Here is a 23,023-nt window from a genome sequence, read left to right as displayed (position 1 = left end):
CTGATCCAAAAGAGCGTTGATTTTTCCGCACCCGCACCCAGTTCCGCCCCCGCACCTGCTTCGGCGGCCGCCGCTGAAGCCGCCGCGCCGCGCACCTACCAGGTGCGCACCTATGGCTGCCAAATGAATGTCCACGACTCCGAGCGCATGGCCGGACTGTTGGAGGGTGCCGGCATGGTGGCCTTGGCCGACGCCGGTCCGGCCCGCGTGGTGGACGCCAAGGGTGAGGCAGTGCCGGATGTGGTGGTGTTCAACACCTGCGCTGTACGTGAGAACGCCGACAACAAGCTCTACGGCAATTTGGGCATGCTGGCGCACATCAAGGAATCCAACCCGGGCATGCAGATTGCCGTGGGCGGCTGCCTGGCGCAAAAGGACAGGGACACCATACAAAGGCGGGCGCCCTGGGTCGATGTGGTGTTCGGCACCCACAATGTTGGTGCCCTGCCCGTGCTCCTGGAGCGGGCCCGGCACAATGCCGATGCCCAGCTGGAAATCCTGGAATCCCTGGACGTCTTCCCCTCCACACTGCCCACCCGCCGCGACTCGGTGTACTCGGGCTGGGTCAGCATCTCCGTGGGCTGCAACAACACCTGCACCTTCTGCATTGTGCCTTCCCTGCGGGGCAAGGAACGTGACAGGCGCCCGGGAGAGATTTTGGCCGAAATCCAGGCGCTGGTCGACGACGGCGCCATTGAAGTGACCTTGCTGGGGCAAAACGTCAACTCCTACGGCATTGAGTTCGGGGACCGGCTGGCCTTTGGCAAGCTGCTGCGCGCCTGCGGTGAGATCAAGGGCTTGGAACGGGTGCGCTTCACCAGCCCGCACCCGGCGGCCTTCACCGACGATGTCATTGCGGCGATGGCGGAAACCCCCAATGTCATGCCGCAACTGCACATGCCGCTGCAGTCCGGTTCGGACAAGGTCCTGCGGGACATGCGCCGCTCCTATCGTTCGGCAAAATTTTTAGGCATTCTGGACAAGGTGCGCGCACACATGCCGCATGCGGCCATTTCCACCGACATCATTGTGGGCTTTCCCGGAGAGACGGAAGAGGATTTCCAGGCCACCTTGGACGTGGTGGAAAAGTCGCGCTTTGCCACGGCCTTCACCTTCCAGTACTCCAAACGTCCCGGCACGCCTGCGGCCGATCTGCCGGACCAGCTGCCCAAGGAAGTGGTGCAGGAACGTTTCCTGCGCCTGACGGCCCTGCAGGACAAGATTGCCGCCGAGGAGAACGCCAAGCAGGTGGGCCGCCAAGTGGAGGTCATGGTCACCTCGGGTTCGGGCCGAAAGGCCGCCGAAACCAACCGCCTCTCGGGCCGGGCCCAGGACCAGCGCCTGGTCCATTTCAGCGTTCCCGAGGGTGCACAGGCGCCCCGCCCCGGAGACCTGGTGACAGTGACGGTGACCGAAGCGGCAGCCTTCCACCTCATAGCCGATCCGGCCAGCGCTGCGGACTACCAGCTGCGCCGCTCCAGGGCCGGGGACGCGTGGGATCTGGCGCAGGCCGATTCCTGCGGCGTCCCCACCCCGGCGGGAGCCGGCGGGGTCCGGCCGGCGGTGAACCTGGGCATGCCCACGCTGCCGGTGCGGTCGGCATGAGCCCTGCCGCCGGGCCGCGGGCAGCAGGGTCCTTGGCGGAGCTGCCGCTGGTGGCGGTGGTGGGTCCCACCGGTTCGGGCAAATCGGAGCTTGCCTTGGAGCTGGCTGAGCGCTTTGACGGTGAAATCATCAACGCCGACTCCATGCAGTTCTACCGTGGCATGGACATTGGCACGGCAAAACTGATGCCTGGCCAGCGGCGCGGCATCAGCCACCACCTGATGGACTTCCTCAGCGTGCGCGAGGACACCACCGTCGCGGCCTTTCAACAGGAGGCCCGCGCGGCCATGGCCGACATCCGCTCCCGCGGAAAGCTGCCGCTGCTGGTGGGCGGCTCCGGGCTCTACAACCGGGCCGCCATTGACGTGCTGGAGTTCCCCGGCACCGATGCGCAGCTGCGTGCCGCATTGGAGGCCGAGCTGGACAGCCACGGGCTCCCGGCCCTGCTGGCGCGGCTGCGCACCGTGGACCCGGTATCCGCCGACCGCATTGGTGATGGAAAACGCGCCGTGCGGGCCTTGGAGGTCCACGAGCTCACAGGGCGGCCCTTCAGCTCCTTCATGCCGAACCGCAGCTATGTCCAGCCAACTGTGCAAATTGGACTCAATGGCGACCGCGCCGAACTGCATGGCCGCCTCGCGGCCCGCGTGCACGCCATGGTTGAACGCGGGCTGTTGGAGGAGGTGGCAGCTTTGATTCCCGAGGGCCTGCGTGCGGGGCGCACGGCCCGGAAGGCGCTGGGCTATGCGCAGTTCCTGCGCGTGGTGGACGGCGAATCCTCGGTTGCCGAGGCCAGTGAACAAACCATTGTGGCGACCCGGCAGTTTGCCCGCCGCCAGCTGACGTGGTTCCGGGCCGACCCGCGGGTGCAGTGGCTGGACTGGGCGCAGCCGGAGCTGCACTGCGCGGCGGCGAAGCTGGTGCTTGCAGCCCGCGGCGGCCATGGCTGAAGCAGGCGCCGCAGCGGCATTCCGGCGCCGTGCATGGCATGGCCTAGTCTGAAACCATGACAAACGCCAACAATCCCCTGACAGGCATGCGCTTTTCCAAAGGCCACGGCACCGGCAACGATTTTGTCCTGCTGGCCGATCCGGAAGGGGTGCGGAGCTTGACGGCCGAGCAGGTCGCGGCCCTGTGCGACAGGCGGCGCGGACTTGGCGGCGATGGCTTGATCCGGGCTGTCCGGTCGGAAAACATTCTTGAAGGAACTGCCATCCTGGAAGAGAACCCGGCGGCCCAGTGGTTCATGGACTACTACAATTCCGATGGCTCGCTCTCTGAAATGTGCGGCAATGGGGTGCGGGTCTTTGTCCACTTTCTGATCAGCGAAGGACTGGCCTCCTTGGCCGACGGCGAGCAGCTGCCCATTGGCACCCGGGCCGGCGTCAAGGTCGTGGCACGCACCGCCGACGGCTACCGTGTGGACATGGGTCCGTGGGGATTTTTGGAACCCGCACAGGTCCAGGCGCGCGGCAGCGACTCGCTCGTGGAGGCCGTGGGCCTGGACGTGGCGCGCCCGGCCCTGTCCATCACCATGGGCAACCCGCACACTGTCGTGGCGTTGGCTGACCTGGAGGAGCTGGCTGCACTTCCCCTCACCACGGCCCCGGCCGTCACGCCCGTTCCATCGAACGGCAGCAATGTGGAGTTCACCGTGCCGGCGGAACCGCTTGTCATGGAGGGGATCGGCCACATCAGCATGCGCGTGCACGAACGCGGGGTGGGGGAGACGCTCTCCTGCGGCACGGGTGCCTGCGCGGCTGCGGCCGCCACCCGGTTCTGGGCCGGCGCCGGCGCCCCGGAGCTGTGGGCAGTGGCTGTTCCCGGCGGCGTGGTGGGTGTGCGTTTCTTCACCGGACCCGGGGGCCGCGAACACGTGGAGCTCAGTGGTCCGGCCGTGGTGGTCGCCGAGGGCGTCCTGGCCGCAGGCTTCGCTTCCTAGGGTGCGGTGCGCGTGATGCGCAGGACGCGGAAGGCCTTTTGCGTGGAGTCGCGGCTTACCCGAAAGCCCGCCTCGGGGAACTGTTGGGCCAGTTCGGCCGCCAGCCAACGCTGGAGGGAATCGGAACCAAGGTTTTTCTGCACCACCAGGTAGGCGTTGCCGTGCTGGGCCAGACGGGGCAGCCACTGCAGCAGGATCGAGTGCAGTTCGGCTTTGCCCACCCGGATGGGCGGGTTGGACCAGATGGTGTTGAAACGCAGCGCCGGGTCGACCGCGTCGGGGGTGGCAGCCAGCACATTGTCCAAGCCCAGGGCGGCGGCATTGTCCCGCGTCAGTTCAAGGGAGCGTTCGTTGACGTCCACGGCATGGACAGTTGCCTCGGGGGAGCGCAGGGCCAGCGTGAGCGCGATCGGTCCCCAGCCGCAGCCAATGTCCAGCAGATTTCCCACGGACGACGGCGGCGGCGCGGCGGAGAGCAAAATGGCCGTTCCCTTGTCCACGCCATCGGGGCTGAAAATGCCGCCGGCCGTGTGCAGCTGGCGTTCCTTGCCAGCCAGCATCACCTTTAGCGGCCGTCGCTTCATTGGCGTTGACGGCTGTGAACTGAAATAATGATCTGCACCCTGAGTACCCATAGTCCTGCCAGATTAGTGGGAATGGACGCCAATGTGTATCTAGGCACACCTAAGGTGACGAGGCTCAAGCTGCCGGGCTTTTCCACAGCGGGAAGCAAAAAGGTGTGCGTGTGGGTGCCCCGGACTACGATTGAACCAAGCGCTCAATAAGGAGAATATGTCCAACGCATCCGCTCACCATGGTTCCGATGACAACACGCTGCCCGAAGGCGGCACCTTTGGAACTGGACCTGAATCAAATCCCGACGGCTCGGAGCTGACAGCCGCCGAGATCGAGGCAGTCATTAACCGCATTCTGGCCAAGGATGCGGCAGCCGGCCGTTCCGTACGCAGCGACGACGCCGTGGAGGACCAGGATCCCCACAGCGGCGCCCCCACCACGAGGCCCCTTGCCGGCACCGCCCAGGCCGTGTCCGAGCTGGATTTTGAACACAGCAGCTTCGATGGCGACCAGAGCGAGCTCGCCGAACGAAACGCCCTGCGCCGACAGGGAAGCCTGTCCACTGAACTTGAGGACGTCACCGAGGTCGAGTACCGCCAACTCCGCCTGGAGCGGGTGGTTTTGGCCGGCTTGTGGTCCCACGGCACCATGGCCGACGCCGAGAACTCCCTGCGGGAGTTGGCTGCCCTGGCCGAAACCGCTGGTTCGGAAGTGTTGGACGGATTGGTCCAGCGTCGGGCCAAACCTGACCCCGCCACATACCTGGGGCAGGGCAAGGCCCAGGAACTGAAGGAAATCGTCCACGCCACCGGCGCCGACACCGTCATTATTGACGGTGATCTGGCACCGTCGCAGCGCCGCACCTTGGAGGAAGTGGTCAAGGTCAAGGTCATTGACCGTACGGCGTTGATCCTGGACATCTTTGCCCAGCATGCACAGTCCCGGGAGGGCCGGGCGCAGGTGGAGCTGGCGCAAATGGAATACCTGCTCCCGCGCCTGCGTGGTTGGGGCGAGTCCATGTCCCGCCAGGCCGGCGGCCGGGTGGGTGCCGCCGGCGGCGGCATTGGCTCCCGCGGCCCCGGTGAAACCAAGATGGAACTGGACCGCCGTAAGATCCGCACCCGGATGGCCAAGCTGCGCCGCGAAATTGCTGCAATGAAACCGGCCCGGGAAACGAAGCGGGCCAACCGCAAGCGGAACAAGGTGCCTTCGGTGGCCATTGCCGGCTACACCAATGCCGGCAAGTCCTCGCTGCTGAACCGGCTCACCGACGCCGGAGTGCTGGTGGAGAACGCCCTGTTCGCCACCCTGGACCCCACCGTGCGCAAAACCGAGACCGCCGACGGTCTGGGTTACACCCTGGTGGACACGGTGGGCTTCGTCCGCTCCCTGCCCACGCAGCTGGTGGAGGCCTTCCGCTCAACGCTGGAAGAGGTGGCGGATGCGGATTTGATCCTGCACATTGTTGACGCCTCCCACCCCGACCCTGAAGGGCAGATTGCGGCCGTCCGCACGGTCTTTGCGGAAGTGGGCGCCCTGCAGATTCCAGAGATCATCATCCTCAACAAGGCCGACATTGCCGATCCCTTTGTGGTGGAGCGCCTGCGTCAGCGCGAGCCCCGCACCGTCGTGGTCTCCGCGCGCACCGGTCAGGGCATTGAGGAGCTTTTGGAGGCCATCGCCGAAGCCATCCCGCATCCCAGCGTTCCGCTGACGTTGATGATCCCCTACGACCGGGGAGATGTGCTGAACAAACTCCACGGCAGCGACGCGGAAATCATCAGCTTGGAGCATGGCGAAAAGGGCACCGTTGCCCAGGTGCGCGTCCGTGAGGATTTAGCTGCCGAGGTTGGGCCGTTTATTCATCATGACTGATACGGCCCTTTCAACGCAGGCCCTTGAATTATTGGATCGGGCCGTGGAGGCCATGGGCGGGCAGCGGCGTGACGGACAGCATGAAATGGTCCGCCGCGTGGTGGCGGCCATTGAAAGCGGCGACCACTTGCTGGTGCAGGCGGGCACGGGCACCGGGAAGTCCCTGGCGTACTTGATCCCCTTGATTGTCAATGCGCTCGGCAGCGACAAACCAGCCGTGATCGCCACGGCAACCTTGGCCCTGCAGGCCCAAATTGTGGGCCGCGATGTCCCCAGGCTTCTGGCTGCCCTGGAAACAGTCCTCCCACGGCCCATTGATGTGGCGTTGGTGAAGGGGCGCAGCAACTACGTCTGCAAACAAAAGCTCGGTGGTGGGTTTCCCACCGAAGACACAGGTGAAGGGGCCTTGTTCACGCTGGGGGAGGATGCCAGTGTCGCCCACCTGCCGGGCAGCTCTTCGGGTCCGACATCCCAATTGGGCAAGGAAGTGGTCCGCCTCAGGGACTGGGCCCAGGATACGGAGACCGGGGACCGGGACGAGCTGGTTCCCGGTGTCACCGACCGGGCCTGGCGGCAGGTTTCCGTGACATCCATGGAGTGCCTGGGGGCGCAAAAGTGTCCGCTGGCCACTGAATGCTTCTCCGAGCTGGCCCGTGCCAAGGGTGCTGAGGCGGACATTGTGGTCACCAACCACGCCATGTTGGCCATCAGCGCCTTTGAAGGCATTGCCGTACTGCCGGACTATGACGTGGTGGTGGTCGATGAGGCCCATGAACTGCAGGACCGTGTCACCGGTGCCGTTTCCGGGCAACTCTCGGTGCAGATGCTGCTCTCCGCGGCCTCCAGCACCCGCAAGCATACGGCCGTCCCGGTCGATGCGCTGCAGGCCGCCGCCGCGGCCTTGGATTTGGCTTTGGCCGGGACCCCCGAGGGCCTCATGCCCCAGGGACTCTCCGAGGCCCAAAGCCAAGCCGTGGGCCAGGCCCGGGATGCCAGCCGCGCAGCCCTGTCCGATTCCAAGCCCGAGGGCAATGCCGCCGTGGATGGGGGACGGTCCATAGCCCGTTCGCGGCTGAACCTGATCTTCGAACTCTGTGAACGTCTCCTGTCCGCCCAGGACGAGGGGGAGGTTGTGTGGGCCTCCCGGCCAGGTACCTTCGTCCCGGGGCAGGGCTACCAGCGGGCCGAGCAGAGTGAGCCGGCAGTGCTGAACATTGCTCCGCTGAGTGTGGCTATGAAGCTGCGCGAGGGACTCTTTGCCGACCGCACGGTGGTGCTGACCTCGGCAACGCTGGCCATTGGGCAGTCCTTTCAAGCCACGGCCGGCGGGCTGGGCCTGCTTGGGCCCAGTGCGCCAAAGTGGACCGGCGCCGACGTGGGCTCGCCCTTTGACTATCCCCGCCAGGGCATGCTCTACGTGGCGGCACATTTGAAAAAGCCCGGCTTTGGCAATTCCCCGGAGCAACTGGAGGAGCTCAAGGAGCTGATCAACGCCGCAGGCGGCGGAACCTTGGCGCTCTTCTCCTCCCGGCGCGCAGCCGAGGACGCGGCCGCCAAGCTGCGCCCCCAGCTCGCGGCAAAGATCCTTTGCCAGGGGGACTCCTCCATGTCAGCTCTTATCCGGGAATTTGCCGAGGAGCCCGACAGCTGCCTGTTTGGCACCATGTCCCTCTGGCAGGGCGTGGATGTCCAAGGCGCCTCCTGCCGCCTGGTGGTCATTGACCGCATTCCCTTCCCCCGACCGGACGACCCCTTGGTCACCGCGCGGGCCCGCGCCGTGGCGCGTAATGGGGGAGATGGATTCTTGGCCATTTCCGCCACACATGCAGCCGTCCGGCTGGCGCAGGGTGTTGGCAGGCTCATCCGTTCCAGCAGTGACCGGGGAGTGGTGGCAGTGCTTGATTCCCGATTGGCCAATGCCAGCTATGGCGGCTTCCTGCGGGCTGCGCTGCCGCCGTTCTGGGCCACCAAGGATCGCGCCGTGGCGCTGTCGGCGCTGAAGCGGCTGGCGGAAAAGTAAAGGCCCGGAAAGCCGCTGTGGGTTTCCGGGCCTGGCAGGTTGCTGTAGCCGGCCGCTAAAGACTCCGCAGCACCGACACCACTTTGCCCATGATGGTGGCATGGTCACCCAGAATTGGCTCATAGCGGGTGTTTTGCGGCAGCAGCCAGGTGTGGCCGTCGCGTTGACGGAAAGTCTTCACGGTCGCTTCGTCCTCCAGCAGGGCGGCAACTATGTCGCCGTTGTCGGCACTGCTCTGCTGGCGCACCACGACCCAGTCCCCATCGCAAATGGCGGCATCAATCATGGAGTCCCCTTGGACCTTCAACATGAACAACTCGCCGCTGCCCACTATTTGCCGGGGCAGCGGCATGATGTCATCAACAGACTGGTCGGCCAGGATGGGGCCACCGGCGGCAATGCGCCCCACCAGTGGCACAAAGGCGGTATCCGAGGAGCTGCTGAGCTCCGCGAAATTCAAGCCATTGGAGCTGCGCAGCTTGCTGGGGGTTGGCACACCCTCGATCTCCACCTGGCCATTGTCCAGCACCAGGGGGATAAGGACCTCCATGGCCCGGGGACGTTTGGGGTCGCGGCGCAGATAGCCGTGGCGTTCCAGCTGGCTTAGCTGGTGGGTGACGCTGGAGAGGCTCGCGAGCCCCACCGAGTCACCAATCTCACGCATGGACGGCGGATAGCCCTTGTCCGCAATCGATCGTTGGATGCACTCAAGGATTTTTTTCTGCCGGACCGTCAATCCCTTCATTCCGGCGCGGCTGGGCGCCTGCGGGATGCGATGCGGTGGGTCGGGAAGCGCCATGGTTCCGTGGTCCTTTCGTGACTGCCCTGAACAATGTCAGTGCCTGCTGGTGGACTGTACATGAGGCCAATCCTTGTTAAAGAAAGTTTAAGCCACAACGGGGGCAATTTCAAACATTTGTTCTACGGACTCTTGGCAAGAGTCGTCAATAGGTGCTAAAACTGTAGAAGCAAGGAAATAGAACATACGTTCTATCGAAGTTATAGAGCATGGAACAGATCGCTTGGGTGTTGGTGGCCAGGATCGTGATCCACGGCGAAAGGACCAAGTCATGACTGTCATAGCCATGAACGCAGGAACAGGCAGGACCCGGGCAGGCGCACCGCAGGCGGCCGTGCCTTCCGGCACCGCTGGCCCGGGCAGCTGCGCCGGCACGGCTGCAACACAGGGTGCGGGGCGTTCCGGGCTGGAATTAACCCGGCGTGGCCGGTTCATATTGCTGGGTCTGCCGGCGTTGCTGACGGCAGCGCTGGTGTTATTGGCGCTGTGTGCCCTGGCAGCCGGTTCGCTGGCGTCGCCGGCCCAGGCGTCGGCGGCCCATGAACCCATTGACATGGCCGACTATGCCGTCAGTGTCACTGTGCTGCAGGGGGAAAGTCTGTGGTCCATTGCCAGTGCCGCGGATCCGAGCCGGGACGTGCGGGACGTTGTCAGTGAAATTGTGGTGCTGAACGATCTGGGTTCGGGCATAGTCCAAGCCGGGCAGCGCCTCTACGTCCCCATCCAGAGGTAGCGCCGGCTCCACAAGGCCGTCGCCGGCTTGCCGGCAGGATGAGGATGTGTCCGCATGCCGACGCCATTTCAGTCTTGGCCGCAGCTGCAAATAAGCTGGTGTCATGGACCAGTTCGAACGCTTAGCCCAATTGCCGCTCCGCGATGACCTGCGCGGCCAGCACCCTTACGGTGCACCGCAATTGGACGTGCCCATTCTGCTCAACGTCAATGAAAACACCCACGGGGTTCCCGCTGATGCGCGGGTGGCCATCATGGACGCTGTCGCAGCAGAACTTGAAGGTCTGAACCGCTACCCGGACAGGGAATTCACGGTGTTGCGTCAGGAGTTGGCCAACTATCTGGGGCATGGACTCCAGCCGGAGAACCTGTGGGCCGCAAATGGCTCCAATGAGGTGCTGCAGCAGATTTTGCAGGCCTTTGGCGGTCCGGGACGTTCGGCTCTGGGGTTCCCTCCCACATATTCCATGTACCCGCTGCTGGCCAGCGGGACAGGTACTGCGTACATTGCCGGTGAACGCGCAGGCAATTACGAGCTGTCCGCGGAATCGGCGGCCCGACAGGTCCGTGATCTGGCGCCAAACATTGTTTTCCTTTGTTCCCCCAACAACCCCACCGGCACCGCTCTGGGTGCGGACGTGGTGAAGGCCGTCTACGAGGCCGGTGAAGCCGCGCAGGCCATCATTATTGTGGATGAGGCCTACGCCGAGTTTGCCCATGACGGCACGCCAAGCGCGCTGTCCCTGTTGCCCGGGCGCCCGCGGCTGATCGTATCGCGCACCATGAGCAAGGCCTTTGCCTTGGCGGGGGCCCGGCTGGGCTATCTTGCCGCGGCTCCCGAAGTCAGTGACGCCCTGCGTCTGGTCCGTTTGCCCTACCACCTCTCCGCCATCACGCAGGCCACGGCAGTGGCGGCCCTGCGCCATTCGGCATCGCTGTTGGCAAATGTTGAACAGATCAAGATCCAGCGGGACCGGATGGTCAACGGCCTGGTGGAACTGGGCTTCAGTCCGGCGCCGTCGGACTCCAACTTCGTCTTCTTCGGCGGGGTGGAGCACCCCCACGAGCTGTGGCGGGCCCTTCTGGACAGGGGCGTCCTGATTCGCGACGTGGGCATCACCGGCCACTTGCGCGTCACGGCCGGCACCGAGTCCGAGACCACTGCCTTCCTTGACGGCCTGCGGGAGATCAAGGCCGGTGAGGCGGAGTCCGGGTTGGGCATAAACGCCGAACCCTCCTAAACTGGTGACATCCACGACGGACCCCACAGAAGCATCCCCCTGCCCTGCAGCTGTAAGGCCGGCCCGCTCCACTTCAAAGGACTGCAGCAATGACTGACACCACCCCCGGCCCCGCACGGACCGCCCGCTTGGAACGCGCCACGAGCGAATCAAGCGTCCTGGTGGAGATCAATTTGGACGGCACGGGCGTATCCACCATTGACACCTCGGTTCCGTTCTATGACCACATGCTGACGGCGTTGTCCAAACACTCGCTCATCGACATGCACATCAAGGCCACGGGCGACACCCACATTGATGTCCACCACACGGCGGAGGACGTGGCCATTTCCCTGGGCGAAGTGCTCAAGACCGCGTTGGGCAACAAAGCCGGCATCCGCCGCTTTGGTGAGGCCACCGTGCCCCTTGACGAAGCTCTTGCCAACGCCGTCGTCGATGTGTCCGGGCGGCCGTATCTGGTGCACGGCGGCGAGCCGGCAGGCCAGGAGTACCACTTGATTGGCGGCCACTTCACCGGCTCACTGACCCGGCATGTCTTCGAGGCCATCACCCTCCACGCCCAAATCTGCCTGCACATGAACGTCATTGCCGGCCGTGACCCCCACCATATAGTGGAAGCCCAGTTCAAGGCCTTTGCCCGGGCCCTGCGCTCGGCCATCGAAGCCGATCCCCGCGTTACAGGCATCCCATCGACGAAGGGTCTCTTGTGAGTCTTCCAGCAGGGTCCAACACCTCCGAACCCACGGTGACAGTGCTGGACTACGGTTCCGGAAATGTCCGTTCGGCCGTGCGCGCCCTGGAGCGCGCAGGGGCCAAAGTCACGCTCAGCGCCAAGGCCGAGGATGTTTTGGAGGCCGACGGTCTGGTGGTGCCCGGCGTCGGCGCCTTCGGCTCGGTCATGGCCGAGCTGCGCAGCGTTGACGCGCTGCGCATGATTGGCCGGCGAGTGGCCGGCGGCCGTGCAGTGCTTGGCATTTGCGTGGGCATGCAGGTGCTCTTCGAGGCTGGCGTGGAACACGGCCAGCTGGACCAGGGCCTGGGGGAGTGGCCCGGCACGGTTGAACTGCTGCCGGCTGCCGTGGTGCCCCACATGGGCTGGAACACCGTGCAGGTGCCGGAAGGCTCCGTTTTGTTTGAGGGCATTGAGGATGAGCGTTTCTACTTCGTGCACTCCTACGGGGTGCAGAAGTGGGACTTCGAAGTCCTGCAACCTAAAATGCGGCCACCGCAGGTGACGTGGTCAGAACATGGCGCCCCCTTCATTGCGGCGGTGGAAAACGGCCCGCTGTGTGCAACACAGTTCCACCCGGAAAAATCCGGCGACGCCGGTGCCCGGCTTTTGCGCAATTGGGTCCGTTCATTGAACAAGCCTTCACTGCAACGGATGGTGCCCTAGGTGTGGTCTTTGCTGCTGATGGCCCTGGCCGGGCTTCTCATTGGCGGGGCCTACACCTTTTACCAGCAAAAGACGGCTCGCTGGATCCCCGTCAGCTTCGGATTGTTGGCCGTCATGTCACTGCTTGCGGCCTACCTCCTTACCCAATGACTGCCGATGCGGCCAGGGGCTGCGCCGATGCGCAGCCTGCTCCAGTGCAGTAACAGCTCATTTTTTTCGCGCAGCAGCATCTCCGCCGCTGCTGCATTCACTTCAACAACGCTGAGGATCCCATGACCACTCCCATCCTGGAATTGCTGCCCGCCGTCGACGTGTCCAATGGACAAGCCGTGCGTCTGGTGCAGGGCGAGGCTGGTTCGGAAACCAGTTACGGCTCACCGCTGGAAGCTGCCATGAACTGGCAAAACAACGGCGCGCAGTGGGTTCATTTGGTGGACCTCGATGCCGCCTTTGGCCGCGGTTCCAACGTTGGGCTGCTGCGCGAGATGGTGCAGGCCCTGACAGTAAAAGTGGAGCTTTCCGGCGGCCTGCGTGACGACGCCTCCTTGGAAGCGGCCCTCGAACTTGGCGTGGCACGCGTCAACCTTGGCACGGCGGCACTGGAAAATCCGGAATGGACAGCCAAGGTCATTGAGCGCTTTGGTGACAGGATCGCCGTCGGCCTTGACGTGCGGGGAACGACCCTGGCAGGACGCGGCTGGACGAAGGAAGGCGGAGACCTCTGGGAGGTTTTGGCGCGGCTCGAAGATGCCGGGTGCGCACGCTACGTGGTCACCGACGTCACCAAGGACGGCACCCTGCGCGGGCCCAACGTGGAACTGCTGCGTGAAATGTGCGCCCGCACCGCCAAGCCCGTGATTGCCTCCGGCGGGATTTCCAGCCTCGAGGACCTTCGCGTCCTGCGCCAGCTGGTGGGTGAAGGGGTGGAAGGCGCCATCATTGGCAAGGCACTGTACTCCGGGGCGTTTACCCTGCCCGAGGCACTTGACGTGGCGGGCCGCAGCTAGGCATGGCGCAACTGCCTGCGCCGCCGGACGGCGGCGGCGTGCCCAAAAAGCAGCTTCCCGGCCACATTGCCGCGGCCCTGGCCGGCGCCGGCGGCAGTGCGGACTCCGCCGGTCAGCCTTGGGCGGGCCGGGAACTGCCGGCGCAGTACCACAATTTCGATGCCGACGACGGGGCCATGGACCCGGCCTATGCCGCCGCCGTAGCGGCGCTGGCCGCAGGTGCCGGCAGTGAAGCTGACGTGGTGGCTTCGCTGGCCCAGGCCCGCGTCTTCATCCCCATTGTGGCGCAGCTGGTGACGGAGGAGGCGGGCGCGCATGGGCTGCATGCCGACAAGGAGTCGGACATGGCGCTGGTGACCCTGCAGGGCCCCGACGGGCGGCGCGCCCTGCCGGCCTTCTCCCACGCCGAAGCCTTGACACGCTGGCATCCGCAGGCCCGCCCGGTGGCTGTCTACGCCGCCCGGGCAGCACTGTCCGCAGTTGCCGAGGAAGCCCAGCTCATGGTCCTGGACCCCGGCTCACAGCGTCCATTCGTGGTGCGGCGCCCGGCGCTGTGGGCCCTGGCACAGCAAAGGCGTTGGCAGCCAAGCTATGCCCATCCGGCTGTCAGCCAGGTGTTGGAAGAGTCGCTCGCTGCGCTGGAGCATCCGGCTCTTGTGGGCATTTCCGCGGACGCCGGTCAGGGCATAGAATCCCTGTGGGACACCAGCACTGAAGCGTCCAAGCGCTTAGTGGCTGGTGGCGGCACCGGACCGGAACTGCGCGTCACCATCACCTTGTTGCCAGGGCTTGACCAGAGGGCGGTCAATGAAGTGCTGGCCACACTGCAAAACTTCTGGGCAGCCTCCGAGGTGTTCGCGCAGGCGGTGGACTCGGTGCAGATCAGGCTGAAGCACCCTGCGCCCCCACACTGATTGTCACCACCTGGCCGGACGGCAGTGGCGACCTGTAAGAGAATGGTTCCCACCGTGAATTTTGCCGCCTACCGCAAGGTTCTTGCGGTTGCGTCCGTGCGCAGGCTGCTCATTGTTGCCATGTTTGCCCGCATTCCCCACGCCGCTGCAGGGGTTCTTTTGACGTTGCACGTTGTTGACTCAATGGGACTGGACTTTAGTGCCGCCGGCCTGCTCGCCGCGGCGATCACCCTGGGCATTGCCCTCGGCGCCCCCTGGCGTGGCCGGATGGTGGACATCCATGGGCTCCGCCGTGCCCTGCTGCCCTCGGTCATTGCAGAGGCGGTGGTGTGGAGCGCCGCACCTTTCTTGAACTTCCAATTGCTGATCATTGCCGCGTTCATTGGCGGGATTTTTGCCGTGCCCATCTTTTCGGTGGTCCGTACCGCACTGGGGGTGATGGTGCCACCGGAACAGCGCAGGACAGCCTACGCCTTGGATGCCATGGGCGGTGAAATCACCTTCATGATTGGGCCGGCAGCCGGCGTGCTCCTGGCCACCAACAACACGGTCGTGGGCCTGGTGGTCATTGGTGTCAGTGCCTCGCTGGCAGGGGTCTTTTTGATCGTGTTCAATCCCCCCACCCGCACGGGCCACCAGGGATCCCACATTGGCCTGGCAGATCCGACGGGAAACCCTGAGGCCGAACCCGCGGAAACCGCCCCCGCGGGCGGAAAAAACGTCCTTTTGCGCTGGTGGGGAAGAACCCGGCACAACGCGCGTTGGGTCAACCTGGCCATAACCGCCATCCTGGGCACCTCCCTTGGTGCGGGGCTGGTGCTCAGCGGGGTCAATGTGAGCATGGTCTCTTTAATGGACTTCCAGGACCAGACCACCGATCTTGGCATTGTTTTCCTCTTTTGGTGCGGCGCATCCATTGTTGGCGGGATCGTATATGGAGCCCTCAAGCGTTCCATCAATCCGCTCTGGCTGCTGATGGCCATGGCGCTGCTGGTCATTCCCATGGGCTTTGCCAGCAATGCACTGACGCTGGGGCTGCTGTCCATTTTGCCCGGGCTCCTCTGCGCACCGGTGCTGACGTCCAGCGCCGAGCATATTGCGGATTTGGTGGCCGAGCGGCGCCGCGGCGAAGCGATGGGCTGGTACGGGACCTCCATGACCATGGGCAGTGCGCTGGGATCGCCCTTTGCCGGTCTCATGATCGACAATGTTGGCCCGTGGGCGGGGTTTGCGGCGGTGGGGGCACTGTGCGGCGCTTTGGCTCTTCTGGGCCTGCTGGCGATGTCGCTGTGGCGCCGCCGCGGAAACCCGCTCCCGGACCACCGTGGAGTGCGGCAGGCCCAGGCAGTGAAGCCCTAAAAGCCCGCGGGCGCACGGGGCGCACGGGGCGGACAGGGCGCACGCAGGCCCGCGCACCCTGCGCCAGGGGGAGCGGACATGCGCACGGCCTGACAGCGAAGCGCCGGGCAGGCCCTAGTTGACGGCGCCGGTGAATTTTTCACCCGGGCCCTTGCCGGGGGCATCGGGGAACTCGGAGGCTTCACGGAATGCCAGCTGCAGGGAACGCAGGCCGTCGCGCAAGGGTCCGGCATGCTGGCTGCCAATTTCCGGGGCCGCCGCCGTGACAAAGCCGGCCAAGGCGGTAATGAGCTTGCGCGCCTCATCCAGGTCCTTGAGCTCTTCAGCGTCCGGGCCCGCTGCCAGGCCGCACTTGACGGCGGCGGCGCTCATGAGGTGGACCGCAGCGGTTGTAATGACCTCGATCGCAGGAACCTCGGCAATGTCACGCACCACCGAGGCGGCCTCGGTCAGGTCCTCTTCCGGGGCCTGGGGAAAACTGTTGCGGGTGTCCTGATTATTATCTGAGCTACTCATGCTGCTAAGCTTGTCACAGACCGACTCGTTGCTGTTATTTGGACGTTTCCCCAGGCCTTGCCTGAGGTTGCTCGTACATGGCAGGGAGTTTGCAAGTGGAGACCTCTCCCACCTTTCGACCCAAGCATTGGCGTTGTCTGGTTCCGGTTGGCACCTTCCCCCGGGAAGGGACACGTGTTGTGCGCATCAGCGTACAGGCGCGGGCCGACCACTTTGAGGCCTCCATTGCACCGGCAATAGGGGGCCTTCCCCGTTGCTGGTGGGAATCCATTTTCAAAGCAACAGGAGCCACACATTAGCGAGCCACGCATCAATGATCGAATCCGCGTCCCAGAGGTGCGGTTGGTTGGGCCAGCAGGCGAACAGGTTGGAATCGTCCGCATTGAAGACGCCCTCCGTTTGGCAGCCGAGTCCGACTTGGATCTGGTTGAGGTAGCGCCGACGGCCAAGCCGCCGGTGTGCAAACTGATGGACTTTGGCAAGTACAAGTACGAAGCCGCCGTCAAGGCTCGTGAAGCCCGCAAGAACCAGACCAACACCGTTTTGAAGGAAATTCGTTTCCGCCTCAAAATTGACAAGCACGACTACGAGACCAAGCGTGGACATGCGCTGAAGTTCCTCGGTGCCGGTGACAAGGTCAAGGCAATGATCCAGTTCCGCGGACGCGAACAGCAGCGCCCTGAAATGGGCATCCGTCTGCTGCAGAAGTTTGCTGAAGGCGTCGCCGAGGTGGGCGTGATTGAATCAAGCCCCCGCATTGACGGCCGCAACATGGTGATGGTCATTGGTCCCTTGAAGAACAAGGCTGAAGCCAAGGCCGAAGCCCGCCGCAACCAGCAGCGTGCCGATGCCAAGGCCCACAATGAGGCGGTTGCCAACGGCACTGCCCGGGTGGATGTGGACCGTGACAACAAGGTCTCCATGACGCAGTCCCTGGCTGATCTGCTGCCTGAAGGCCTGCACCTGACGAACGACGCCGACGCTCCCGCCGATGCTCCCGCCACGGTCACCGAAGCCGCTGTTGAACCGGCAGTGGTGGAGGAAGCGCCTGCAGACGTGGCAGCTCCGGAAGCTCCGGCCGAAAAGCCGGCTCCCGCCGTCGCCCCCGTCAAGGCGGCACCGGCAAGGACCGCCGCTCCTGTCAAGGCTGCGGCCACCAAGCCGGCGGCGGCGAAGCCTGTTGCTGCGGCGAAGCCCGCAGCTGCCCCCAAGCCAGTGGCTGCAAGGCCCATCCCGATGCCCAAGCCTATGGCCAAGCCCGCCGCGGCAAAGCCTGCCGCGAAGCCGGCGCCCAAGGCGGCGGCAAAGCCTGCTGCCAAGCCCGCTTCGGCCAAGACCGGGCCGGCAGCTGAAACCCCCAGCTCAGCTGAATAGAGATTTTTCACTTCAGCGGTGAATACCCCCCCACAGTGACTGAAGCAGTTGCTGCAAAAGAACCACAGGCTGCGCCGGTGGATACGTTAGGAGACAGGTCCTCATGCCTAAAATGAAGACACACAGTGGTGCGAAGAAGCGATTCAAGCTGACCGGTTCCGGTAAGCTTGTCCGCCAGCAGGCCAACCGCCGCCACTACCTGGAGCACAAGCCTTCCAGCTTGAAGCGTCGCCTCAAGGGTGACCTGCTGGTTGCCAAGGCCGATGTCCGCAACATCAAAAAGATGCTCGGCATCTAATTTTGCAAGTCAATCGGTGTGACCTTTAATTCGAAGGGCCACACCATCCACCAAAGCCTTCCCTGGCTTGATTGGCTTGGGATCTTTATCATTTGAAGGAGTACGCACGTGGCACGTGTGAAGAGGGCTGTAAACGCCCACAAAAAGCGTCGGGTTATTCTGGAACGCGCAAAGGGTTACCGCGGACAGCGTTCACGCCTGTACCGCAAGGCCAAAGAGCAGCTGCTGCACTCGTTTGTGTACAGCTACGGCGACCGCCGCAAGCGCAAGGGTGACTTCCGCCGCCTCTGGATCCAGCGCATCAATGCCGCATCCCGCGCCAATGGCCTGACCTACAACCGTTTGATCCAGGGCCTGAAGGCTGCGCAGATCGAGGTTGACCGCCGCATGCTCGCTGACCTGGCCGTCAACGACGCCGGTGCCTTCGCCGCACTGGTCAACATTGCCAAGGCCGCCTTGCCGGCCAACACCTCGGCTCCGGCAGCCAAGTAGTTTTCTTCCCCGCACCAAGGGAACCCAGCAGTTGCTGATCCATGCGAAACGGCTGATAAAGTCCTAAGCATGATTGAACCCGGGCGTCCGCCAGCAGAAGCAATGACCAATCCTCGAGCAGATCGAGTGAGGGATGTTGCCAAGCTGGTAGGACGCTCGGGTCGTTTAAAGCGCCGGCAGTTCCTGGCCGAGGGGCCGCAGGCCGTCACCGAAGCGCTGCGGGCCCACCACGATTGTCTGGCCGCGGGCGGCACGCCCGTCATTGAGGCCTTGTACGCCACGGTGGAGTGCCTGAAAAGGTTTCCGCAGCTGCTGGAGTCAAGTTCCGTCCCGGGTTCGCGGATCTCGCTCCGGATTGCCAGCGAATTGGTGCTGGCAGCGATGACCGACACGGTGTCCCCACAGGGTGTGGTTGCCGTGTGCAACTTTGTCGACGTGCCGTTGGCCGAAGTCATGGCGAGCAAGCCTGCACTGATTGCCATGCTGTGCCGGGTCCAGGATCCGGGAAACGCAGGAACCGCGCTGCGGGCAGCGGATGCTGCCGGCGCCGATGCCGTGATTTTTTCCCAGTCCAGCGTGGACATTTACAACCCGAAAGCGGTTCGCTCCACCGCCGGCTCCCTGTTCCACCTTCCCGTGGTGCTTGGCGCCCAGGTGTCCGAGGTCGTGGCTGCGGCAAAGTCGGCGGGCCTTGGCATCCTTGCAGCTGACGGTTATGGGCAGCTGAACCTTGATTTGCTGCAGGATGAAAGTGCTGCCAGGTCCTTTGACCAGGAAATTCCGGACTCCCAATATGACCTGGCGGCCCCCACGCTGTGGATGTTTGGCAACGAGGCCCAGGGTCTGGCCGGTGAGGAGAAGGCGCTTGCCGATCATCGGGTGGCGGTTCCGGTGTATGGCTCCGCAGAGTCCCTGAACCTTGGGACCGCCGCCACGGTGTGCCTTTATGCCAGCGCCCGGGCCCAACGCCGCAGCGTGTAGGAGCCGGGGCGGCCAAGTGTGCTCCGGCGAAGCAGCTTAGCCGTGCGCCGGCGTCGTTCCTGCACGCGGACGCCGTCCGGTGACGCCGCTGATGAGTGCCATGACCAGGCCCAGCACCGCCAAGGCGGCGCCCACCAGGGCCGGGGCCGTGTATCCCCAACCCCAGGTGATCACCAGTCCGCCGACAAACGCGCCCAGGGCGTTTGCCGCATTCAAGGCGGAATGGTTCAACGAGGACGCCAGGGTCGGAGCTCCCGCCGAGACGTCCAGCAGCCTGGTCTGCAGGGACGGGATGAGCATGGACCCCGATGCACCCACCACAAAGATCATGACCAGCGCCATCCACTGAATGTGGACCGAAGCCGCATAGACCACCAGCACCACAACAATGAAGCCCATGACACTGTAGATGCTGCCCATGACCGACCAGTCCGCGAGCCGGCCACCTGCGAAGTTTCCTGCCACCATGCCCAGTCCATAGAGGCCAACAATGACCGGCAGGAAGGTGGCGGCAAAGCCGGCAACCTCGGTCATGGTGTTGGCCACATAGGTGTAGACGGCAAAGAAGCCGCCAAAACCCACCACGCCAATGAGCAGTGTCAGCCAGACCTGGGCGCTGCGCAGGGCACCAAGTTCACGCCGCAGGCTGGCCCCGGGCTGGGCTTTCTGGGCCGGCACAAAAATGGTCATGGCAATCATGGTGATGATGCCAATGATGCCCACCAGCACAAAGAGCCAGCGCCAGCCGAACTGCTGCCCCACCAAGGTTGCCAGCGGAACTCCCAGAACATTGGCCACGGAAAGCCCCATCATGACCATGGAGATGGCCCGGCCCCGTTTCGTGGGAGCCACGAGGGAGGCGGCCAGCACGGCGGCGACCCCAAAGAAGGCGCCGTGCGGCAGGCCGGCAATGAAACGGGTGACCAGCAAGGCGGTGTAGTCCTGCGCCAACACTGAAAGCAGATTGCCCACGGTAAACAAGGCCATGAGCGCCAAGGCCAACATTTTGCGCGGCATTCTGGCGCCGGCAGCCACCAGCAACGGCGCACCCAGCACCACGCCCAAGGCGTAGGCGGAAATCACGTGCCCGGCGGTGGGGACGCTGACGCCCACGCCCTCGGCAACATTGGGCAGCAGGCCCATCATGGCAAATTCGGTGGTGCCAATGCCAAAACCGCCAATGGCCAGGGACAGTATGGCCCACGCGGCCTTGTTCGGCGCCGTGGGGGAAGAGGGGACACGCTTGATCTCGGGCAGAGTCAATGAACTACTTTCGCAACTAAGGGAACGCCCCGTCCCATGCTGGGCGGATGGCACCGGCGGCATGAGCCCGCGGTACGGGGCATGCGGGCATGCCTTGCCAGTCTAGTTCCCCCTACACTGGGCAGGGTGACTTTAAAGAAACAAATTGTTGCCGCCGCCGTGGTGGACTCCCTGCGCAACCCCACCATGCTGTTGGCTGCCCAGCGCAGCGCGCCCCCGGAGCTGGCCGGATTATGGGAATTTCCCGGTGGCAAGGTCGAACCCGGGGAAGGGGTTCACGAGGCATTGCACCGGGAGTTGGCGGAGGAGCTTGGCGTCAAGGTTTCCCTCGGCGCCGAGCTGCCCGGACCCACAAGGCAGGGCTGGCCCTTGAATGCCACCGCCAGCATGCGCGTGTGGCTGGCTGAAGTGGAAGAAGGCGCCCCACATCCGCTGCAGGATCATCAGCAGCTGCTGTGGGCGCCCCTGCGGGAAGCGGACCTGCTGCAGCTTCCCTGGATCCGCGCCGACTATCCCATTGTGCAGGCCCTGCTGGCGGCCGTCGCGGCTGGAGCGGCGCAGGACAACCGTGAACCGGATCGGCGATTGGCCCAAGGGTATTGAATAAAGCTCGGCTGTGCCAGACTAAGTGCAACACACCATCAGGAGGATGAGCCATGACGAGCGGTAGTCACGAGGAAAAAAACGCAGCCAGTGCATCTGAAGAAACGAAGGAAAAGTTTCGACAGGCTTTGGAGAACAAGAAGAACCAGCAGCACGGCAGCGTCGCTGCTGCAGGGGGACCCAAGATCAACTCATCCCATGCGGCCGCAAGCCACAAACGCGAATTTCGCCGCAAGAGCGGATAGTGCCGCCGACACCCCGGAATTTTCACAAGCAGGCAGGTGCGTATGCGCGCCTGCCTGCTTTAGTTCCGGGCGGGACCTTGTCAGGGGCCACTGTGCGTGCGGTGCCGCATGCCCGCAGTCGAAACGATTCCAGCTGTGCTATTGAAGGAGATTGACCATGAGCGAAAACAGTACCCCCACACCGCCCGTTGGGCCCACGCCCCCAGGCTATGATGCACCCGCGTCCCACCAGCAGCCGGTGCAGCACCAGCAGCCCTACCAGCAGCCGGTGCAGCATCAGCAGCCCTACCAGCAGGGCGCCACTGACCCAGCCGGCACCGTGACGCTGAACTATTGGTTGTCGGTATTTTTCTCCTGGATTCCGGCCTTGGTTTTCTTTCTCACGGAAAAGGGCAAGAACGGCCTGGTCGATGATGTGAACAAGCAGAACTTGAACTTTTCCATCCTGCGCGGCATTGCTGGTTTCCTTTGGGTGATTGTTCCAGGCGTAGGGTTCATCTTTGGCTTGGCAGCGCTGGCTTTGTTCGTCATTCACATCCTGGCAGCCGTGGAAGCGCCCAAGAAGCTGCGCAGCGGCCAGCCCTACCGGTTCCCGTTCAACGTTCCCTTTATCAAGTAGCGTCCGCGGCGCATCGGAAGTGCCCGGCCGCCACGGCCTTAGAACAAGGTGGCTGGACCTTCCCTGAAGGCGGGAATCCCTTGCGGGGTTCCCGCCTTCCTGACGCCGCGCACCGTTGTGGGCAAACTGCCTGCCGGGTAGCGGGCCTCTTCCGCTTTGGGGTCGTGGACAAAGGCCTGTGTGCCAAATCCATGCCGGGCCTTGGCTTCATTGATTTTCCCGGCCAGCCACTGCCGGTATTCCTTTGCCGCGTAGGACCCGTGCTCATACAGGCGCCGGTACCTGCCCACCAGGGCAGGGTGTTCCCGTGCCAGCCAGTGCATGAACCAGTCGCGGGTTCCGGGGCGCAGATACAATGCCCCGGCAGTCACGCCCGTGGCGCCGGCCCGGGCAAGGGCACCAAACAACGCGTCAAGTGCCTCGTCGGAATCACTGAGCCACGGCAGGATTGGCATGGCCATGACGCCGCATGGCAGACCGGCGTCGCGCAGCTTTGCAATCAGGGCCAGCCGGGCCTTGGGCGAGGGTGTTCCCGGCTCGATGGCATGGGCCAGATCCTCGTTGAGCAGTGCCAGTGAAATGCCCATCCCCACGCTCACATCCTGCGCTGCGCGGCGCAGCTCTGGAAGATCCCGGGCCAGCAGGGTGCCCTTGGTAAGAATGGAAAAGGGCGTGCCGGAATCCGCCAGGGCGGCGATGATTCCGGGCATCAGCTGATAGCGTCCCTCGGCGCGCTGATACGGATCGGTGTTCGTTCCCAGGGCCACGTGGTGGCGCTGCCACGTGGGCTTCATAAGCTCCGCACGCAGCACCTGGGCAACGTTCACCTTGACCACCACTTGGGAATCAAAGTCCAACCCTGGATCAAAGTCCAGATAGGTATGGCTTTTGCGGGCAAAACAGTACACGCAGGCGTGGGAACAGCCCCGGTAGGGATTGACTGTCCATTCAAAGGGCATGCTGGAACTGGCCGGAACCTTGTTCAGGGCCGATTTGGAGAGCACCTCATGAAAGGTGATGTCCGCAAACTCCGGCGTCTGCACGCTCTTGAGCAGTCCCGCCAGGGGCAGAAGAGGCAAGGCTGCCGCCGGTTCCGGGGCGCTGCCGTCCTGCAGGGGCAGGGGCTGGTTGAGTTGCTGACTGGTCCACCGCATGCCCAAATTAGA

Annotated in this window: 25 protein-coding genes; 20 read left to right on the top strand and 5 right to left on the bottom strand. The window is 64.1% G+C overall.

The window, feature by feature from the left end; translation table 11 throughout:
- Genes miaB through dapF form a run of 3 tightly spaced genes read left to right on the top strand, consistent with a single transcriptional unit; the run spans position 1 to position 3,547 of the window.
- Entirely contained in the window at positions 1 to 1,605 is a 1,605-nt protein-coding gene (gene miaB, locus ACFUCV_RS00250) for a tRNA (N6-isopentenyl adenosine(37)-C2)-methylthiotransferase MiaB (RefSeq protein WP_380811434.1), read from the top strand.
- Positions 1,602 to 2,555 (top strand): tRNA (adenosine(37)-N6)-dimethylallyltransferase MiaA, encoded by a 954-nt coding sequence (gene miaA / locus ACFUCV_RS00245; protein WP_380810759.1) that lies wholly within the window; start codon positions 1,602 to 1,604, stop codon positions 2,553 to 2,555. The genes miaB and miaA overlap by 4 nt, the downstream gene beginning before the upstream one ends.
- 56 nt (positions 2,556 to 2,611) lie before the next feature.
- Complete coding sequence (gene dapF, locus ACFUCV_RS00240; RefSeq protein ID WP_380810757.1) at positions 2,612 to 3,547, top strand: diaminopimelate epimerase; 936 nt, start codon at positions 2,612 to 2,614, stop codon at positions 3,545 to 3,547.
- Here dapF and ACFUCV_RS00235 read toward each other — a convergent pair.
- A complete protein-coding gene (locus ACFUCV_RS00235; protein WP_380810755.1) occupies positions 3,544 to 4,107 on the bottom strand; it encodes a class I SAM-dependent methyltransferase in 564 nt (187 codons plus the stop codon). The two genes, dapF and ACFUCV_RS00235, sit on opposite strands and share 4 nt — an antisense overlap.
- Positions 4,108 to 4,339: 232 nt before the next feature.
- Here ACFUCV_RS00235 and hflX point away from each other — a divergent pair, with 232 nt between their 5' ends.
- Together hflX and ACFUCV_RS00225 are read left to right on the top strand one after the other, a co-directional pair.
- The gene (gene hflX, locus ACFUCV_RS00230) at positions 4,340 to 5,998 is read left to right on the top strand and encodes a GTPase HflX (protein WP_380810753.1); all 1,659 of its coding nucleotides are present in this window, start codon (positions 4,340 to 4,342) and stop codon (positions 5,996 to 5,998) included.
- Positions 5,991 to 8,018, top strand: a complete 2,028-nt coding sequence (locus ACFUCV_RS00225; RefSeq protein WP_380810749.1) for an ATP-dependent DNA helicase — start codon at positions 5,991 to 5,993, stop codon at positions 8,016 to 8,018. The genes hflX and ACFUCV_RS00225 overlap by 8 nt, the downstream gene beginning before the upstream one ends.
- A gap of 55 nt (positions 8,019 to 8,073) precedes the next feature.
- Here ACFUCV_RS00225 and lexA read toward each other — a convergent pair whose 3' ends face one another.
- Positions 8,074 to 8,817, bottom strand: coding sequence for a transcriptional repressor LexA (lexA, locus tag ACFUCV_RS00220; RefSeq protein ID WP_380810746.1), 744 nt, complete (start codon positions 8,815 to 8,817; stop codon positions 8,074 to 8,076).
- A 271-nt stretch (positions 8,818 to 9,088) separates the two neighbouring features.
- Between lexA and ACFUCV_RS00215 the strand changes: the two genes are divergently transcribed.
- From ACFUCV_RS00215 to ACFUCV_RS00180, 8 genes are all read left to right on the top strand, one after another.
- Complete coding sequence (locus ACFUCV_RS00215) at positions 9,089 to 9,550, top strand: LysM peptidoglycan-binding domain-containing protein (protein WP_380810743.1); 462 nt, start codon at positions 9,089 to 9,091, stop codon at positions 9,548 to 9,550.
- A 103-nt stretch (positions 9,551 to 9,653) separates the two neighbouring features.
- Positions 9,654 to 10,790, top strand: coding sequence for a histidinol-phosphate transaminase (locus ACFUCV_RS00210; protein WP_380810739.1), 1,137 nt, complete (start codon positions 9,654 to 9,656; stop codon positions 10,788 to 10,790).
- Positions 10,791 to 10,879: 89 nt separating this feature from the next.
- Positions 10,880 to 11,500, top strand: a complete 621-nt coding sequence (hisB, locus tag ACFUCV_RS00205; protein WP_380810736.1) for an imidazoleglycerol-phosphate dehydratase HisB — start codon at positions 10,880 to 10,882, stop codon at positions 11,498 to 11,500.
- Positions 11,497 to 12,186: an imidazole glycerol phosphate synthase subunit HisH gene (gene hisH / locus ACFUCV_RS00200; protein WP_380810733.1), complete on the top strand. Its 690-nt coding sequence runs from the start codon at positions 11,497 to 11,499 to the stop codon at positions 12,184 to 12,186. Before hisB ends, hisH begins: the two co-directional genes overlap by 4 nt.
- Positions 12,187 to 12,336, top strand: coding sequence for a hypothetical protein (locus tag ACFUCV_RS00195; RefSeq protein ID WP_380810730.1), 150 nt, complete (start codon positions 12,187 to 12,189; stop codon positions 12,334 to 12,336).
- A gap of 122 nt (positions 12,337 to 12,458) precedes the next feature.
- The gene (priA, locus tag ACFUCV_RS00190) at positions 12,459 to 13,193 is read left to right on the top strand and encodes a bifunctional 1-(5-phosphoribosyl)-5-((5-phosphoribosylamino)methylideneamino)imidazole-4-carboxamide isomerase/phosphoribosylanthranilate isomerase PriA (protein WP_380810727.1); all 735 of its coding nucleotides are present in this window, start codon (positions 12,459 to 12,461) and stop codon (positions 13,191 to 13,193) included.
- A 2-nt stretch (positions 13,194 to 13,195) separates the two neighbouring features.
- Positions 13,196 to 14,107, top strand: a complete 912-nt coding sequence (locus ACFUCV_RS00185) for an SseB family protein (protein WP_380810724.1) — start codon at positions 13,196 to 13,198, stop codon at positions 14,105 to 14,107.
- 54 nt (positions 14,108 to 14,161) lie between these two features.
- The gene (locus tag ACFUCV_RS00180; protein WP_380810720.1) at positions 14,162 to 15,466 is read left to right on the top strand and encodes an MFS transporter; all 1,305 of its coding nucleotides are present in this window, start codon (positions 14,162 to 14,164) and stop codon (positions 15,464 to 15,466) included.
- A gap of 114 nt (positions 15,467 to 15,580) precedes the next feature.
- Here ACFUCV_RS00180 and ACFUCV_RS00175 read toward each other — a convergent pair whose 3' ends face one another.
- Positions 15,581 to 15,982, bottom strand: coding sequence for a DUF1844 domain-containing protein (locus ACFUCV_RS00175; protein ID WP_380810717.1), 402 nt, complete (start codon positions 15,980 to 15,982; stop codon positions 15,581 to 15,583).
- Between the two features lie 336 nt (positions 15,983 to 16,318).
- On the opposite strand from ACFUCV_RS00175, the gene infC reads away from it, so the two are divergent.
- From infC to ACFUCV_RS00155, 4 genes are all read left to right on the top strand, one after another.
- Positions 16,319 to 17,356 (top strand): translation initiation factor IF-3, encoded by a 1,038-nt coding sequence (gene infC / locus ACFUCV_RS00170; protein ID WP_380810715.1) that lies wholly within the window; start codon positions 16,319 to 16,321, stop codon positions 17,354 to 17,356.
- 103 nt (positions 17,357 to 17,459) lie between these two features.
- A complete protein-coding gene (rpmI, locus tag ACFUCV_RS00165) occupies positions 17,460 to 17,654 on the top strand; it encodes a 50S ribosomal protein L35 (protein WP_103466427.1) in 195 nt (64 codons plus the stop codon).
- Positions 17,655 to 17,762: 108 nt separating this feature from the next.
- Positions 17,763 to 18,146: a 50S ribosomal protein L20 gene (rplT, locus tag ACFUCV_RS00160; protein WP_380810712.1), complete on the top strand. Its 384-nt coding sequence runs from the start codon at positions 17,763 to 17,765 to the stop codon at positions 18,144 to 18,146.
- A 69-nt stretch (positions 18,147 to 18,215) separates the two neighbouring features.
- Positions 18,216 to 19,127 (top strand): TrmH family RNA methyltransferase, encoded by a 912-nt coding sequence (locus tag ACFUCV_RS00155; RefSeq protein WP_380810710.1) that lies wholly within the window; start codon positions 18,216 to 18,218, stop codon positions 19,125 to 19,127.
- Positions 19,128 to 19,163: 36 nt separating this feature from the next.
- Here ACFUCV_RS00155 and ACFUCV_RS00150 read toward each other — a convergent pair whose 3' ends face one another.
- Complete coding sequence (locus ACFUCV_RS00150) at positions 19,164 to 20,384, bottom strand: MFS transporter (protein WP_380811432.1); 1,221 nt, start codon at positions 20,382 to 20,384, stop codon at positions 19,164 to 19,166.
- A 132-nt stretch (positions 20,385 to 20,516) separates the two neighbouring features.
- Between ACFUCV_RS00150 and ACFUCV_RS00145 the strand changes: the two genes are divergently transcribed.
- The 3 genes from ACFUCV_RS00145 to ACFUCV_RS00135 all read left to right on the top strand — a co-directional run bounded on the left by ACFUCV_RS00145 (position 20,517) and on the right by ACFUCV_RS00135 (position 21,857).
- The gene (locus ACFUCV_RS00145) at positions 20,517 to 20,993 is read left to right on the top strand and encodes a (deoxy)nucleoside triphosphate pyrophosphohydrolase (protein ID WP_380810707.1); all 477 of its coding nucleotides are present in this window, start codon (positions 20,517 to 20,519) and stop codon (positions 20,991 to 20,993) included.
- A 53-nt stretch (positions 20,994 to 21,046) separates the two neighbouring features.
- Positions 21,047 to 21,238 (top strand): DUF5302 domain-containing protein, encoded by a 192-nt coding sequence (locus ACFUCV_RS00140; protein ID WP_380810705.1) that lies wholly within the window; start codon positions 21,047 to 21,049, stop codon positions 21,236 to 21,238.
- Between the two features lie 157 nt (positions 21,239 to 21,395).
- Positions 21,396 to 21,857, top strand: coding sequence for a DUF4870 domain-containing protein (locus ACFUCV_RS00135; RefSeq protein ID WP_380810703.1), 462 nt, complete (start codon positions 21,396 to 21,398; stop codon positions 21,855 to 21,857).
- A 38-nt stretch (positions 21,858 to 21,895) separates the two neighbouring features.
- Here ACFUCV_RS00135 and ACFUCV_RS00130 read toward each other — a convergent pair whose 3' ends face one another.
- Complete coding sequence (locus tag ACFUCV_RS00130) at positions 21,896 to 23,011, bottom strand: Rv2578c family radical SAM protein (RefSeq protein WP_380810701.1); 1,116 nt, start codon at positions 23,009 to 23,011, stop codon at positions 21,896 to 21,898.
- Positions 23,012 to 23,023 lie beyond the last annotated feature (12 nt).

The sequence above is a fragment of the Specibacter sp. NPDC057265 genome, from assembly GCF_042668835.1.
Lineage (GTDB): Bacteria > Actinomycetota > Actinomycetes > Actinomycetales > Micrococcaceae > Specibacter.
Note: the sequence above shows the minus strand (reverse complement) of the source record. Positions and strands in the feature narration are given on the sequence as shown.

Coding starts and splice junctions, on each gene's coding strand:
- rpmI (WP_103466427.1), top strand. CDS start 17,460: ATGCCTAAAATGAAGACACACAGTGGTGCGAAGAAGCGATTCAAGCTG.
- lexA (WP_380810746.1), bottom strand. CDS start 8,817: ATGGCGCTTCCCGACCCACCGCATCGCATCCCGCAGGCGCCCAGCCGC.
- ACFUCV_RS00135 (WP_380810703.1), top strand. CDS start 21,396: ATGAGCGAAAACAGTACCCCCACACCGCCCGTTGGGCCCACGCCCCCA.
- priA (WP_380810727.1), top strand. CDS start 12,459: ATGACCACTCCCATCCTGGAATTGCTGCCCGCCGTCGACGTGTCCAAT.
- dapF (WP_380810757.1), top strand. CDS start 2,612: ATGACAAACGCCAACAATCCCCTGACAGGCATGCGCTTTTCCAAAGGC.
- ACFUCV_RS00155 (WP_380810710.1), top strand. CDS start 18,216: ATGATTGAACCCGGGCGTCCGCCAGCAGAAGCAATGACCAATCCTCGA.
- hisB (WP_380810736.1), top strand. CDS start 10,880: ATGACTGACACCACCCCCGGCCCCGCACGGACCGCCCGCTTGGAACGC.
- miaA (WP_380810759.1), top strand. CDS start 1,602: ATGAGCCCTGCCGCCGGGCCGCGGGCAGCAGGGTCCTTGGCGGAGCTG.
- ACFUCV_RS00215 (WP_380810743.1), top strand. CDS start 9,089: ATGACTGTCATAGCCATGAACGCAGGAACAGGCAGGACCCGGGCAGGC.
- ACFUCV_RS00225 (WP_380810749.1), top strand. CDS start 5,991: ATGACTGATACGGCCCTTTCAACGCAGGCCCTTGAATTATTGGATCGG.
- ACFUCV_RS00235 (WP_380810755.1), bottom strand. CDS start 4,107: ATGCTGGCTGGCAAGGAACGCCAGCTGCACACGGCCGGCGGCATTTTC.
- ACFUCV_RS00175 (WP_380810717.1), bottom strand. CDS start 15,982: ATGAGTAGCTCAGATAATAATCAGGACACCCGCAACAGTTTTCCCCAG.
- ACFUCV_RS00130 (WP_380810701.1), bottom strand. CDS start 23,011: ATGCGGTGGACCAGTCAGCAACTCAACCAGCCCCTGCCCCTGCAGGAC.
- ACFUCV_RS00185 (WP_380810724.1), top strand. CDS start 13,196: ATGGCGCAACTGCCTGCGCCGCCGGACGGCGGCGGCGTGCCCAAAAAG.
- ACFUCV_RS00140 (WP_380810705.1), top strand. CDS start 21,047: ATGACGAGCGGTAGTCACGAGGAAAAAAACGCAGCCAGTGCATCTGAA.
- ACFUCV_RS00210 (WP_380810739.1), top strand. CDS start 9,654: ATGGACCAGTTCGAACGCTTAGCCCAATTGCCGCTCCGCGATGACCTG.
- hflX (WP_380810753.1), top strand. CDS start 4,340: ATGTCCAACGCATCCGCTCACCATGGTTCCGATGACAACACGCTGCCC.